We start from the raw sequence: 14,370 nt of genomic DNA on the forward strand, positions 1-14,370 counted from the left end.
CAATCTGCCGCCGTCGCCGCCCCGTTTGCAATCTGGGGGACATTTTGCCCAGCGACATAAAAGCCGGAACTGTCTTTCACTCGCGATCGCCAACCGATGTAGAGATACAGTAGGAAAGAGAGGGCAACTAAAATAATCGTCCAAAGTTCTGCTGACATGATTTCCCCTCACTTCCTAATCCCATATTTGCGATCGAGCTTGTCCATTTGAAACGCATAGATAAAAATCAAGACGACAAAAGTTAAGATCGAGCCTTGTTGTGCCATCCAAAAGCCTAGAGGAACGCTTCCAAGTCGGATTGCATTCAACGGCTGTGCTAACAGGATGCTAAACACCAGGGATACCAGCGCCCAAACAATTAATAGATTCCGAATTAAAGCCGTGTTTGCCCGCCAGTATGCTTCTTGTCTATCTCTATCCATAGTTTTATAAATTGAATTTGTGAAATGATATGAATTAAGGTGTAAAAACGCAAGGCTTTGAGTGTCAAATTTGCCTAAAACTTAACAATCCATATCTATAGCAGTCCTCATTTAATGTAGGAATTTTAAGTGTAGGGTGGGCATTGCCCACCTTACAAGAAAACTATTCATTGAGGAAAAATTGCTTGTTTTTCTTTGACAAGAATTTTTGAACTAATTCCCAAAAAGATTAAAGTTTAATTACTAATACTAAACTGAGGTAACAGCGATTTTCTGGTATAGTGGCGACTTAATTAAATCAAACAAAATAGAGTTAGCAATTGACGATTTTGGACTCCTGTATGGAGCCACAGTATTTACTACACTAAGAATTTACGATCGCTCCCTCGATCGCCCCTTAACGAACTGGAAAAGGCATTGCGATCGCCTCCGCACCAGCATTCAATTCCTATACTGGCAAGAACCAGACTGGCAAAAAGTCCGACAAGGCGCGGAAATCTTACTGCAAGATTTTCCCGTATTAAGAGTCACAATCTTTCCTGACGGCAGAGAGTGGATAACAGGGCGATCGCTACCAACGGACTTGACAGAAAAGCAAAGACATGGGGTGGTAGCTAGCTTAGTATCTGGAGAAGAATTTCACCGCTTCCTACCCACCTATAAAACAGGTAACTACTTAGGTGCGTGGCTAGCTAAGACAAAAGCCCAACACATGACAGCCAGCGAAGCAATTCTTATCGATGCCAACGGTAACTGGCTAGAAACCAGCACGGGTAATTTGTGGGGATGGCAAGACGGTAGCTGGTGGACACCACCATTAGAGGCTGGAATCTTACCAGGAGTGATGCGATCGCAACTCATAGACTGGCTCAAAAATCAAAATCAATCAGTTATGGAAAAACCCTGGACAGCAGACGTAGTTGTAAAAATGGAAGCGATCGCCTACAGCAACAGCATAGTAGAATTCATTCCCATCCATACCGTATTTGAGGGACGAGGGCAAGAAAAAATGAATCAGTTAAACTACAACCCCCATCATCCAGCCTTTGAGCAACTACGCAAATTGTTTATAGGCTAACTCTCAATGCCTTCCTCTTCGCGCCTTAGCGTCTTTGCGCGACATTATCCTCTCCCACTTCCATAAAGAGAAGCCCCACCCGCCGCAACCGTCACCAACGCGATCGCCATTATTGCCCGTAACTCCAAAGTTTCCCGCAAAACAATAAAACCAATAACAGCCGCCGCCACAGGCTCCAAACTCAATAACACACCAAACACCCTTACAGGTAGCCACCGTAACGCCTCTAACTCAAACGAGTATGGAATCGCCGAAGACAGAATCGCCACCCCAAACCCAATAAATAGCATTTGTGGATTTAACAGCGCCGAGCCACCCGTAACAATTCCCATTGGCAACATGACGATCGCCGCCACAGCCATCGCCAAAGCCAGCCCCACGCCTCCAGGGACAACCCGCCCTACTTTAGCAGAAAGGAGAATATAAGCCGCCCAAAATCCCCCCGCCGTCAGCGCCAAAATAATTCCAGTCAGATTGACACTCAAACCACCAATTGGAGCCAGCAACACGATACCGCATCCAGCCAGCAACACCCACAACAGATCGAGCAAGCGCCGAGAATTGGCGATCGCCACTCCCAAAGGACCAATAAACTCCAGCGCTACCGCAATGCCAATTGGAATCCGCTCGATTGCCAAATAAAATGAGAGATTCATCAAACCCAGAGCCAAACCAAATAAAATCAGCACCCCGTAGTTCCGACGCTGAATACCCTTAATTTGCGATCGCCATAGCACCAGCAACACCACCGCTGCAAAACCTACCCGTAACAGCACTACAGCAGCAGGACTGAGCGTACTAAACAACGTTTTCGCGATCGCCGAACCTAACTGAGTCGAGGCGATCGACAGCAACACCAAACTTGTAGGCGATAGAGTAGGCTGAAAACCAATCTTTTTCATCGTTCACCAACATCGTCGATCGAAGTGCGATCGCGTAACCCCAATCAACCATAATTCAACATCAGCCGCCGCAACAAATCACCCCTAAGAATAGTGGCTAGTGGCTAGCACTTAGTGGCTGGCAACTGAATTGTTATGTCTAGCCGCCAGTCACCAGTCACCAGTCACTGATAATTGGTACCTGACAAGTGGCAAGTTTCTAAGGTAGATTAAAATTAATTAACATAAGAAAAAAACGCCCTTGCCCGTAAGCTTTAGGAGGCTAACCCTCGGTGAATAAACGGTGGAGAAACGCAGGGCTGTACGCATTACTGGCAATTGTGGTCATTGCGCTGGGAACGGCGTTCTTTGACAAACAGCCTCAGAGTCGAGAGACATGGCGATACAGCGATTTTATTCAAGCAGTTGAAAAAGGTAGAGTTGCTCAGGTCAGACTTAGTGCAGATCGCACCAGAGCACTTGTCAAGCCTCAAGATGGCAGCCAAGTCATCGTTAATTTACCCGATGACCCTGAATTAATTTCGATCTTGACGGAGAGAGGAGTTGATATTGCGGTTCTACCTCAAACCGATGAAGGTTTTTGGTTTAAAGCCCTAAGCAGCTTATTTGTCCCCGTCTTGCTTTTAGTTGGCTTATTCTTTTTACTACGCCGCGCCCAAAATGGTCCTGGCAGCCAAGCAATGAACTTTGGCAAGTCTAAAGCCAGGGTGCAAATGGAGCCACAAACTCAGGTAACATTTGGCGATGTGGCTGGAATCGATCAAGCCAAATTGGAATTAAACGAAGTTGTAGACTTCCTGAAAAATGCAGATCGCTTCACCGCAGTCGGGGCGAAAATTCCTAAAGGTGTATTGCTAGTTGGACCTCCAGGGACGGGTAAAACGCTGCTGGCTCGTGCTGTAGCGGGTGAGGCTGGCGTTCCCTTCTTCTCAATTTCCGGTTCTGAATTCGTTGAAATGTTCGTTGGTGTGGGTGCGTCTCGCGTCCGCGACCTATTCGAGCAAGCAAAGGCAAACGCACCTTGTATCGTATTTATCGATGAAATCGATGCTGTCGGACGGCAGCGGGGTGCTGGTTTAGGTGGTGGTAACGACGAACGGGAGCAAACCCTGAACCAGTTACTCACCGAAATGGATGGCTTTGAAGGCAATACTGGAATCATCATTATTGCTGCAACTAACCGCCCAGACGTACTCGATGCAGCGTTATTGCGTCCCGGTCGTTTCGATCGCCAAGTCGTTGTAGATCGACCCGATTACGCCGGACGTTTGGAAATCCTCAAAGTTCACGCCCGTGGCAAGACTTTGGCAAAAGACGTAGATCTAGACAGAATTGCCCGTCGTACCCCAGGCTTTACAGGTGCAGACCTATCGAACCTGTTGAACGAAGCTGCAATTTTAGCTGCTAGACGTAACCTGAGCGAAATTTCGATGGATGAAGTCAATGACGCGATCGATCGCGTGTTGGCAGGTCCAGAGAAGAAAGACCGCGTGATGAGCGAAAAGCGCAAGCAACTGGTCGCCTATCACGAAGCCGGTCACGCCTTAGTAGGGGCGCTGATGCCAGACTACGACCCCGTACAGAAAATTAGCATCATTCCTCGCGGTCGCGCTGGTGGTTTGACTTGGTTCACACCTAGCGAAGACCGGATGGACACCGGACTTTACAGCCGTTCGTATTTAGAAAATCAGATGGCTGTAGCTTTAGGTGGTCGGATTGCCGAAGAAATTATCTTTGGCGAAGAAGAAGTCACCACTGGTGCATCTAACGACTTACAACAAGTCGCCAGAGTCGCCAGACAAATGATCACTCGTTTTGGTATGAGCGATCGCCTCGGTCCGGTTGCTCTCGGTCGTCAACAAGGTAATATGTTCCTCGGACGCGATATCGTTGCCGAACGCGACTTTTCCGAAGAGACAGCCGCCGTCATTGACGAAGAAGTGCATCAGCTAGTTGATACCGCTTACAAGCGAGCAAAATCAGTCCTAACTAACAACCGTGCCATTCTAGATCGGCTAGCTCAAATGCTAGTAGAGAAAGAAACTGTAGATGCAGACGAATTGCAAGAGTTGTTAGCAAATAACGATGTTAGAACAGCTGCGATCGCATAGTTGTTCAAAACATCAACATTAGTAGGGTGGGCAAGGCTCACCTTTTTTTATTTCAATAGTAGGGTGGGCAAGGCTCACCTTTTTTATTTCAGCAAGTAAGTGTTGTCATAGGGCAATTTCTGGGAATACTGAAAAATAGCGAACAATTATCAGTTATTAGTTGTCAGTTATCAACAACTACCAACTACCTATTACCAACTCCCAGTAACTATTATCCCTTAAATATCTATGTCTATTCAACAACTTCAACCCGCCAACCAGCAAGAATTAAGAGTTTACCTTCCATATTTTCAAGGCAATAAACGTAATATCTTACCTCTTGCCATCAGTTTGTTTAAAAAAGGAGTGATGGAAGGACAGCGTAGAATTGAAGGCGCGGATGGTATTCCCTTTATAGCAACTTGGAATATTTCCACATTACCAGCAGACCTGATTCGGTGTCGGCTACAATTTGATGGTAACGCCGAGTTGAGTTACGAGTTGCTAATGCAAAGCTCGGAATATATCGATCATTTAATTGATGTTATTCTCAATTTTCAGCGCAGCCGCAGTACAGATTTTTCTAAACCTTTTTACCGCAAACTCCTCCGTATTGAAGAATAGTAAACAGTTATTCTTATGAGTAGTTCTGAGCAATTAGCTGCTAGCGATCGATAATTGGTGGCGAGATCGCATGAGGGTGAGAACATAGATTATATCCCCCTCAATTCCCTTTAGAAAGGGAGACTTGTAAATTGTGATATTAAAACTTGGATTAGATTTTCTAGCAGCGATCGCATTTTATACTTGTCTGCCCATCCCTAAGTTGAATTTAGACTTTCAGCGCGTAGCGCGTCTTGTACCGCTGGTAGGTTTGATTGTTGGTGGAATTCTGGGATTGTTAGATCTGGGCTTATTTTTATTAGGCGTACCCATACTAACTCGCACTGCTGTAGTTGTTGTGAGTTGGATAGCAATTACTGGGGGACTGCACCTAGATGGAGCAATGGATACTGCTGATGGCTTGGCAGTACAAGACCCGCAAAGACGCTTACAAGTTATGGCAGATAGCGTTACAGGTGCGTTTGGAGCAATGGTTGCTATCGCCATCCTACTATTAAAATTATCAGCCTTAACCGATCTCGATACTTATCGCCCTCTAATATTGATGGCAGCTTGTGGTTGGGGACGATGGGGACAACAAGTCGCGATCGCCTGTTATCCTTATCTCAAACCTACAGGGAAAGGAGCATTGCACAAAGCAGCGATTCGGTCTTATTGGGATTTATTCCCAGGACTGTTATTATTACTCGGTCTTAGTGGAGTACAAATCTTGCTAAACCGCGATCGTCTCCTAGCATCGCTGGCTATGGCATTAGGTGGCAGCGCAATCGCGATTGTAACTGGAGCTTGGCTCAATTATAAGTTAGGCGGTCACACGGGAGATACCTACGGCGCAGTGGTTGAATGGACGGAAGCTTTGTTTCTGTGCTTGTTGACAGCTTTTTGACAGTTATCAGTAGAGAGTGACTAGTGAAAGCGTGGCTGGTGACTAGAGATAGAATCTAATCACTAGCCACTAGCTACTCATTTAATGCCGAATTGTCCGTCCTTCGATGGCGGGATAAGGTAGATCGGGAACGGAGTTCCACAATGCAGATGGTTTGTCTTTGAGGACGAGAGGAACCTTGGCTGGCATTTTGGGATCGATAACAGGAACTTTGGACTGGTTAGGAGCTGTTTGTAAATTGCTAGGAGCGGTAGTAGGATGACTTGTATTCGTAGTCTCAGGTTTAGCGGGAGTGGGAGATGTCTTCTTGTTGCACATTTGAGAAAGATCCACTTGTTTACCATCCCGAGTTTGAAGGTAACAGAGTAGCTCGTTAGCACTAGCACTTGAGATAAATGCGGTTGCAACAACAGATATCGATGTTGTAACTAACCCTAATAATAGTAAGTATTGGTTTTGCTTGTTTATCATTGTGGCGATCGAGGTAACCTATGGAACGGGGACTACGGTGTCGTTAGTTGCTCCTGTGGCTCTCAGTTTGAGAATAGCTGGCATAAACCGCTCTAGAGGTACGGCTGTACTAATTGATGTGCCGTCAGGAAACGTTAAGAAACCGTTATTCAAAGCCATAGTCCGAAAGTCTGTTTCTGAAACCGCAGAAAACAGAGACGAACCGGAGGTTCCTTTCATGATGTCACAGTCATGTAAGAGGAGTTCTACCTGTGGATCTTTGCTCAAAATATTACAGCCAGCTTGCAAGGCTGGTAAGTACCCTTGATAATCTTTCAAAGCCGGATCTGTGGGCCAATCAGTAGGATAACCGATGTAGTTTGTAGGCTGACCTACAACAGTGGCTCCAGCATTGCTTATATCGTTTGCATTCCAACCGAGATTACCATACCAACCCGTGCTGTCTCCTAAATTTGTAGTAAACCGAATAATTGCCCAATCTCGTCTCCATTCTTCGATGTTTTTTGGAAAAGCTGTCAGTCCTGTCCAGTAAGCGTCAACATTTGCCACAGTTAATTGAGCCGTTCCATAGCGTACGATATAGGCTTTAGCCTGTACTGGTCTCCTTCCTTGTTCGTCCAATACACAATGGCTATTTGTCAATCCAATATTACGACCGACAACGGTGAAAGTACAAAGTCCCCATTGTCCATCTGCCCTCTGAGTTTCTAACTGCCCCACTGCTTTACGAGGTGCTACTGTCAACCACTCATACGCAGGCAAAACGCGGTCATCTTGCCCAATAATATTTGCTCTTGCAGATTCGAGTGTGGTTGCGATCGCTCCCAAACAACTACCAATTGATAAGATACTTGCAGTTAACCTACGGTTTTTCGTCAAAAACTTTAAGCAATTAAGATTTTTACTCATAAAGAGTACCTTCATCCATAATCCTTAATTTGTGGATGAAAGCTAATACATAAGGTAGATGACATATTCCCTACCCTCTACTAGCTATTTACCCAATCTTTACAGTAGAGTTAAAGCCTTGGCAAGGCAACAACTTTTTATGTCAATTTAATGACTAAAACTCGGGTATAACCTGTAGGATGTGAATTTAAGGTATAGCAGAGAGGGCGATCGCGGTAAATCTCCGAACAGAAAATATTTACTAATATGCATTGCACCCGAAATCTTTTACATTGAGGAAGGAATACATACTTCACCACTACGACTCCACCCAAGACAGTTGGCAATAGTCGAGCGGTGAAGCACAAGACGCAACGCAGAGGGAACACCCAATATGCACCTGAGTGAAATCACCCATCCTAATCAGTTGCACGGTTTGTCGATTCGTCAATTACAACAGATTGCTCGTCAAATTCGCGAAAAACACTTGCAAACGATCGCCGCTAGTGGCGGACACCTGGGACCAGGGCTAGGCGTGGTGGAATTGACCCTAGCGCTATATCATACATTAGATCTCGATCGCGACAAGGTGATTTGGGATGTCGGGCATCAAGCCTATCCGCACAAGCTGATTACTGGTCGATACAGTGAGTTTCACACTCTCCGGCAGAAAGATGGAGTCGCTGGCTATCTCAAGCGCTGTGAGAGCAAATTCGACCATTTCGGCGCGGGACATGCTTCTACGAGTATTTCTGCTGCACTGGGAATGGCACTGGCACGAGATCTCAAAGGGGATAAATTTAAAGTCGCAGCAATTATTGGTGATGGAGCGCTAACAGGTGGTATGGCACTTGAAGCGATCAACCACGCCGGACACTTGCCTAAGACAAATTTACTCGTGATATTGAACGATAACGAGATGTCAATTTCACCGAATGTTGGTGCAATCTCTCGTTACTTAAATAAAATGCGTCTTTCTGCACCAGTACAGTTTCTTGCCGATAATTTAGAAGAACAAGTTAAACACATTCCCTTTGTTGGCGAATCTCTCACCCCCGAATTGCATCGGCTTAAGGGTGGCATGAAGCGGTTAGCCGTGTCAAAAGTTGGAGCAATTATCGAAGAACTCGGATTCACCTATCTCGGACCAGTAGACGGTCATAATCTGGCAGAATTGATTGCGACCTTCGAGCAAGCACATCACATCCAAGGACCAGTACTCGTCCACGTTGCAACAGTTAAAGGGAAAGGTTACGAGATTGCCGAAAAAGACCAAGTGGGATACCACGCCCAATCGCCCTTCGACTTGACAACGGGTAAAGCCATACCCTCCAGCAAGCCCAAACCCCCTGGCTACTCTAAAGTTTTTGCTCATACTTTGGTTAAACTAGCCGAAAATAACCCCAAAATTATTGGGATTACAGCAGCGATGGCAACTGGTACGGGACTGGATAAACTTGCCAGCAAGTTACCCAAGCAATATATCGATGTTGGGATTGCCGAACAACACGCCGTCACTCTAGGCGCTGGCTTGGCTTGTGAGGGAATGCGTCCTGTAGTGGCTATCTACTCGACTTTCTTGCAACGTGCCTACGATCAGATAGTCCACGATGTCTGCATCCAAAATCTACCCGTCTTTTTCTGTATGGACAGGGCGGGAATTGTGGGGTCTGACGGTCCGACGCACCAAGGTATGTACGATATTGCCTACCTGCGCTGCTTGCCCAACATGGTTTTGATGGCTCCTAAAGACGAAGCTGAGTTGCAGCAGATGGTCGTTACTGGAGTTAACTACACTGATGGACCGATCGCCATGCGTTATCCACGCGGTAACGGTTACGGCGTTCCCCTCATGGAGGAAGGTTGGGAATCCTTGCCAATTGGGAAAGGGGAAATCCTCAGACATGGGGACGATCTCTTACTGATTGGTTTTGGTGCGATGGTTCACCCTGCGATGCAAGTCGCAGAAATTTTGCGCGAACATGGGATTGAAGCAACAGTGATTAACGCTCGTTTTGCTAAGCCTTTAGATACAGAGCTAATTCTACCTTTGGCAAAACAAATCGGGCGCGTCGTGACTCTAGAAGAAGGCTGCTTGATGGGTGGGTTTGGTTCTGCGGTAGCCGAAGCTTTACTCGATGCAAATGTTGTCGTTCCTGTCAAGCGAATTGGCATACCAGATACTTTGGTAGATCACGCCGAACCAAATGAATCGAAAGCCGATTTGGGTTTGACCAGTCCGCAAATTGCTGAAACCGTGCGTCAAGCGTTCTTCAGCCAGCAGTTATCTCCTGTAGGTTCGTAATTTTTGATTTTGAGGTGGGCGATCGCCCACCTTTTTTATATTGGTAATTGGTAAATAGTCATTCCTCATTCGTCATTTGTTATGAGTGAGTAGAGTAGGTAGTGAGTAGTGATATATAAGAATTTATATCCAGCTTCTCCTGGCTTTTGACTTTTGACTTTTCCCTAGCCCCTAGCTCTTTATGATCTCTAGTCCTACCCACGTCTACCCTGTAATTTGGTACGAAGGCTCGGTTTTACTTATCGACCAAACGCACTTGCCAGCCGAGTATGCCTTTGTGGAAATTCATCGCTGTGAAGATATGGCGCAGGCAATCAAAACGATGATTGTCCGAGGCGCACCAGCAATCGGCATCGCTGCTGCCTACGGTATGTACTTGGGGGCGCGGGAGATTGAAACCCAAGATCGAGAGCAGTTTTTGTCGCAGCTAGAGCAAGTGGCTCAGATGTTGCGAACAACCCGTCCGACAGCGGTAAATTTGTTTTGGGCGATCTCTCGCATGTTAAAAACTGCCTACGAAACGATCGGCACGGTTGAGGAAATTCGCCAAGTTTTGTTAACTACAGCACAGACAATTCAAACCGAAGATTTACAAACTTGTCAGGCAATTGGCGATCGCGGTCTGGAACTCTTGCCAAAAACTCCCGCTCAACTCAATCTCTTAACTCATTGCAATGCTGGAGCCTTAGCAACCGCAGGTTATGGTACGGCTTTGGGTGTTGTGCGTTCTGCTTGGTCTTGTGGTAGGTTATCGCGCCTCTATGCCGATGAAACTCGCCCTCGTCTCCAGGGGGCAAAACTAACTGCTTGGGAATGCGTCCAGGAAGGGATACCCGTTACGGTAATTACAGATAGTATGGCTGCCCACTGTATGCAGCAAGGTATGATTCACGCCGTTGTGGTGGGCGCTGACCGCATCGCCGCTAATGGCGATACAGCAAATAAAATTGGCACGTACAGCTTAGCGCTGGTAGCTAAGGCACATGACGTTCCTTTTTATGTTGCCGCACCCGTAGCAACAATTGATTTTGCGATCGCAACTGGTCGAGAAATCCCAATTGAGGAACGCGATCCGGTTGAAGTCTATCAGATTGACGATACTATCTTGACTCCAGCAGGCGTGGAATTTTACAACCCAGCTTTTGACGTAACTCCCGCTCATTTGATTACAGCAATTATTACCGAGCATGGGGCTTTTTCTCCCAGTCAGTTGCAGCAAGAGTTACAGCATAAATATGTAGCATAGGAAAGGGAGCAGGGAGCGCACGAGCAGGGAGAAAGAGAGCTGGGGGAGCAACTACAAATTCACAATTCAAAATTTAAAATTCCCTACACCCCACACCCTTCACCCTACAATCATTTGTCACGCACCACGCACAACGCACCACCTTCTTGATGAACACTTCAAGCTCAGATCCCTGGATCGGTCGTTTTATTGGCGATTGCCGACGCTATTATCTAGAACAGCGCATCGGTGCGGGTGGGATGGGTAACGTTTATCTAGCTATGGATACGCGGCTGGGACAGGAGGTAGCGCTGAAATTACTGAGAGACACGCTCGCTGTCTCGATTCCATTGCATAAACGTTTTGAGCGCGAGGCGATGCTTTGTGCTGCCCTCAAAAGCGACCATATTGTCGATATTAGTGACTACGGCGTGACGGAAGAGGGATACCCTTTCTACGTGATGGAATACCTCGTTGGCGAAACGCTAGGTCAACTCCTACGACGAGAGACACGATTGCCTGTAGAACGAACGATTGAAATTGCCTGTCAAGTCTGTGCGGGACTGCAACTTGCTCACCAAGGTGTTAGGATTCGGCGTGAGGGAGTTGTCACCACGAGCGATCCGATCCAAATCGTTCACCGCGACCTCAAACCCGATAATATTTTTCTGATTCCAACCGCTTTGGGAGAGTTGGTCAAAATTCTCGATTTCGGAATTGCTAAAATCCGCGATGAAGCACTAGAGTTAACTAACCTGACCAGTACGTTCTTGGGTACGTTCCGCTACGCTGCACCGGAACAGTTACAGATAGAGAAAAATATCGATGGACGGGCAGATATTTACAGTTTGGGGATGATTCTCTACGAGATGCTCAGTGGTTCCGATCCATTTGGCTTCGGAACTGAAGCCCGCAAAACAAGTGGCGTGTCATGGGGAATTGCCCACACTTCCCAAATGCCTCAATCATTGCGATCGCAACCTAAATGCGCCCACTTGTCGGTCGAGCTAGAAGCAATTGTCATGCGCTGTTTAAACAAGCAACCAGAGCAACGCTTTGGCTCAGTGATGGAATTGAGTGCGGCACTACAATCCGTGCTACCAACTTCTTTGGGGCATACTGCTGGTTTTATCCATTCTCAACCCACCAAGGAGGCGATCGCCCCAAATTCGGCAAACTCAGCTACAGATGAGAGAAAGCCTACACCGCCGTCAGTAACTCCCCCCTCGTCCAATCGAACTCAGACTCCTCAAACGCGCATATTCGATCTGCACCAACATCAACCCAAGCAATATACGCCGCCAGCTCATCGTACCGATGCCATAAACTCGAATCGAATCGACTCAAGACGAGCGCAACAGTTGAGCCAAACTCAGTTGCAAAACCCTCCTGTTGAGCAAAATAGTCGCGAACCACAAAGAACTAGAAGAAACTTATGGTTATTGTCTAGTGCGGGCTTTGTGTTAGGAGTAGCAGGAGTGGCACTTGTGGCTGGCATTTTCTATTTGTATTTTTTGCTACCTCAATCCAAGCCTCCAACTCAAACCCCTTCAACTCCACCCACATCACCACAACCGCTGGAACCGTGGTAAGTAAGCGATCGCGCCATAGCTCCTTAAAATACGTATACAAATAAAGTATAATAATTTACGAAAAATAATCAAAAAATTCTTAAATTTCCTGCGGATAGGTAGAAAAAAGGTACTATTTTCTATGTAAGTTAAGAAAAATTGAATAAATTATTCGAGACATTTCACGAAAATTTAAGATGTCAGTTTGTATAGAGAGTGAGTAGTGTAAAGGAAGTCATAAGTCGTAAGTCGGAATTAACCGATAACTTGGTACAAACGTTGCATGTAACGTCTCTACACTGAATAACTGATAACTGATAATTAAAAAAGTTCCTCATGAAATTCAAATTTCCAATCTTTGTTTTAGTAGCTAGCGTGACATCTGCCAGTGTCATAGGATTTCAGGATCGAGTAGGGGCGCAGAATACCAGTCGTAGTCAAGGATCTCCACAAAATACCTCCAATCAGGCAACCACTTTTGTTTGCGTCCGTTCTGGGAATGGCTTTGCTACGGTTGCAGCTAGGGGAAATCAACGCTCTGCACCAATGATTACCTGGCAAAGACAAGTCAGTGCAGAATATACGCCTCAAGAACGCTGTCAGCTAGTTTCCCAGAAGTTGACTAAAGCAGTTGCCGCGAATGGTGGGAGACTAAGTAATTTACTACTGACAACTGGAATCATTAAAAATGAGACAGTTATCTGTTATGTCAATTCTGGCGCTAGGTGCGATACAAGCAATACACTATTTACTCTCTCTCCAGAAAATGCTAAAAACCCTGGTGCAGCTTTAGCTAATTTGCTGCGTTTCGGTCAGCGTGCCGACTATTCGGCAATTCGTGAGAGTGCTAGCGGTGAAGGTGAGAGTGCACCTACTGGCGCTATTGATATGGAAGCAGCAGTAGAGGAGGCTTTTTCAGCTGGTTACGAATCAGCAGGTACAGGCGCAAGCGAAGCATCTCCCGTGCAGCAACCTAGTAACTCTCCTGCAAATAGTAGTTGGTAATTGGTAGTTGGCGAGAGGCAAGAGGTAAATTGATTGTTAAAGTCTTTGTAAGTACACCGATCGCTATAATGTTGGTGTATATTTCTATACTAAAAAACTCCGAGCAAGCCTTAGCGCGATCGCAGTCTCAGCCGATGCTGATGAGTCAGGTTACAAGTGCAGAAACCGCCGTAGCGATCGCAGTGCCAGTAGTTGCTAGACAAGTGACCGTACGAATTTTTGCCACTGCTGCTACAGGTTCGGGCGCGATCGTGCGGCACAGAGGAGAAACGTACACCATATTGACCTGCGCTCACATTGTGGGTGAGGGTGAGGACGAGCGCTTCACGATTCTAACCGCAGACGGACAAAAGCACGTAGGCAAGCGGTTGCGATCGCCTGTATTGTCTGGATCGGATTTAGCCTTGGTAGAGTTTACCAGCAAAACAGCATATCAAGTCGTGGCGATCGCCGATACCAAAGCTGTAGCTGTCGGCGATTCCATCTATGCTGCCGGATTTCCTAATTGGCAATGGACGAGTGCGGATGCAGTTGAAGACACTCGGACTTGGGGTATTAAAGCCTTACGAGTGACGGATGGTGAAGTGGCAATGCTGCCAGAAAAATCTCTACAGGAAGGGTATCAACTGGGTTATACCAACGAGATCGATCCAGGGATGAGCGGTGGACCAGTTTTAAATCGCAAAGGACAACTAATTGGAATCAACGGTCGCTTGAAATATCCGCCTCAAGGTATTAGTGCATTTACATTTACTGATGGCTCTGCACCATCCGAGCAAATGTACCAGCAAATGGAAGCATTGAGCTGGGCAATCCCCGCCACGGCTTTTTGGCAAGCACTGAAGTAGAAGCGTGAAGAAGTCAAAAGTCAAAATTAACTGATAACTGATAACTGATAACTGA

The 14,370-nt window shown here is 46.4% G+C and carries 13 protein-coding genes; 9 read left to right on the forward strand and 4 right to left on the reverse strand.

Annotated elements, in window-relative coordinates; translation table 11 throughout:
- Positions 1-167: 167 nt before the first annotated feature.
- On the reverse strand, positions 168-422 hold the full coding sequence (locus H6G17_RS18830; RefSeq protein ID WP_015156119.1) for a DUF4212 domain-containing protein: 255 nt from the start codon (positions 420-422) through the stop codon (positions 168-170).
- 268 nt (positions 423-690) lie between these two features.
- Here H6G17_RS18830 and H6G17_RS18835 point away from each other — a divergent pair, with 268 nt between their 5' ends.
- Positions 691-1,500 carry an aminotransferase class IV gene (locus H6G17_RS18835; RefSeq protein ID WP_192159876.1) on the forward strand — a complete coding sequence of 270 codons (810 nt, stop codon included), beginning with the start codon at positions 691-693 and terminating at the stop codon, positions 1,498-1,500.
- Between the two features lie 44 nt (positions 1,501-1,544).
- Here H6G17_RS18835 and H6G17_RS18840 read toward each other — a convergent pair whose 3' ends face one another.
- Complete coding sequence (locus H6G17_RS18840) at positions 1,545-2,402, reverse strand: EamA family transporter (protein WP_192159727.1); 858 nt, start codon at positions 2,400-2,402, stop codon at positions 1,545-1,547.
- 272 nt (positions 2,403-2,674) lie between these two features.
- Here H6G17_RS18840 and ftsH3 point away from each other — a divergent pair, with 272 nt between their 5' ends.
- From ftsH3 to cobS, 3 genes are all read left to right on the forward strand, one after another.
- Entirely contained in the window at positions 2,675-4,513 is a 1,839-nt protein-coding gene (ftsH3, locus tag H6G17_RS18845) for an ATP-dependent zinc metalloprotease FtsH3 (RefSeq protein WP_039716361.1), read from the forward strand.
- Positions 4,514-4,741: 228 nt separating this feature from the next.
- On the forward strand, positions 4,742-5,116 hold the full coding sequence (gene ebsA / locus H6G17_RS18850; RefSeq protein ID WP_106547096.1) for a type IV pilus biogenesis protein EbsA: 375 nt from the start codon (positions 4,742-4,744) through the stop codon (positions 5,114-5,116).
- A gap of 133 nt (positions 5,117-5,249) precedes the next feature.
- Complete coding sequence (gene cobS / locus H6G17_RS18855; RefSeq protein WP_192159728.1) at positions 5,250-6,002, forward strand: adenosylcobinamide-GDP ribazoletransferase; 753 nt, start codon at positions 5,250-5,252, stop codon at positions 6,000-6,002.
- Between the two features lie 81 nt (positions 6,003-6,083).
- Here the strand turns inward: cobS and H6G17_RS18860 are convergent, their stop codons facing one another.
- Positions 6,084-6,335 (reverse strand): hypothetical protein, encoded by a 252-nt coding sequence (locus tag H6G17_RS18860; RefSeq protein WP_192159730.1) that lies wholly within the window; start codon positions 6,333-6,335, stop codon positions 6,084-6,086.
- A gap of 156 nt (positions 6,336-6,491) precedes the next feature.
- Complete coding sequence (locus tag H6G17_RS18865) at positions 6,492-7,382, reverse strand: trypsin-like peptidase domain-containing protein (protein ID WP_192159732.1); 891 nt, start codon at positions 7,380-7,382, stop codon at positions 6,492-6,494.
- Positions 7,383-7,755: 373 nt separating this feature from the next.
- Here H6G17_RS18865 and dxs point away from each other — a divergent pair, with 373 nt between their 5' ends.
- From dxs to H6G17_RS18890, 5 genes are all read left to right on the forward strand, one after another.
- On the forward strand, positions 7,756-9,666 hold the full coding sequence (gene dxs / locus H6G17_RS18870; protein WP_192159734.1) for a 1-deoxy-D-xylulose-5-phosphate synthase: 1,911 nt from the start codon (positions 7,756-7,758) through the stop codon (positions 9,664-9,666).
- 181 nt (positions 9,667-9,847) lie between these two features.
- Positions 9,848-10,912: an S-methyl-5-thioribose-1-phosphate isomerase gene (mtnA, locus tag H6G17_RS18875; protein ID WP_192159736.1), complete on the forward strand. Its 1,065-nt coding sequence runs from the start codon at positions 9,848-9,850 to the stop codon at positions 10,910-10,912.
- Between the two features lie 149 nt (positions 10,913-11,061).
- Positions 11,062-12,483 carry a serine/threonine-protein kinase gene (locus tag H6G17_RS18880; protein ID WP_192159738.1) on the forward strand — a complete coding sequence of 474 codons (1,422 nt, stop codon included), beginning with the start codon at positions 11,062-11,064 and terminating at the stop codon, positions 12,481-12,483.
- Between the two features lie 315 nt (positions 12,484-12,798).
- Entirely contained in the window at positions 12,799-13,467 is a 669-nt protein-coding gene (locus H6G17_RS18885) for a COP23 domain-containing protein (RefSeq protein ID WP_192159740.1), read from the forward strand.
- The gene (locus H6G17_RS18890; RefSeq protein WP_242038483.1) at positions 13,461-14,315 is read left to right on the forward strand and encodes a serine protease; all 855 of its coding nucleotides are present in this window, start codon (positions 13,461-13,463) and stop codon (positions 14,313-14,315) included. The genes H6G17_RS18885 and H6G17_RS18890 overlap by 7 nt, the downstream gene beginning before the upstream one ends.
- Positions 14,316-14,370: the final 55 nt, after the last annotated feature.

This window comes from Chroococcidiopsis sp. [FACHB-1243], from assembly GCF_014696895.1.
In the GTDB taxonomy this organism is placed as follows: Bacteria; Cyanobacteriota; Cyanobacteriia; order Cyanobacteriales; family Chroococcidiopsidaceae; genus Chroococcidiopsis.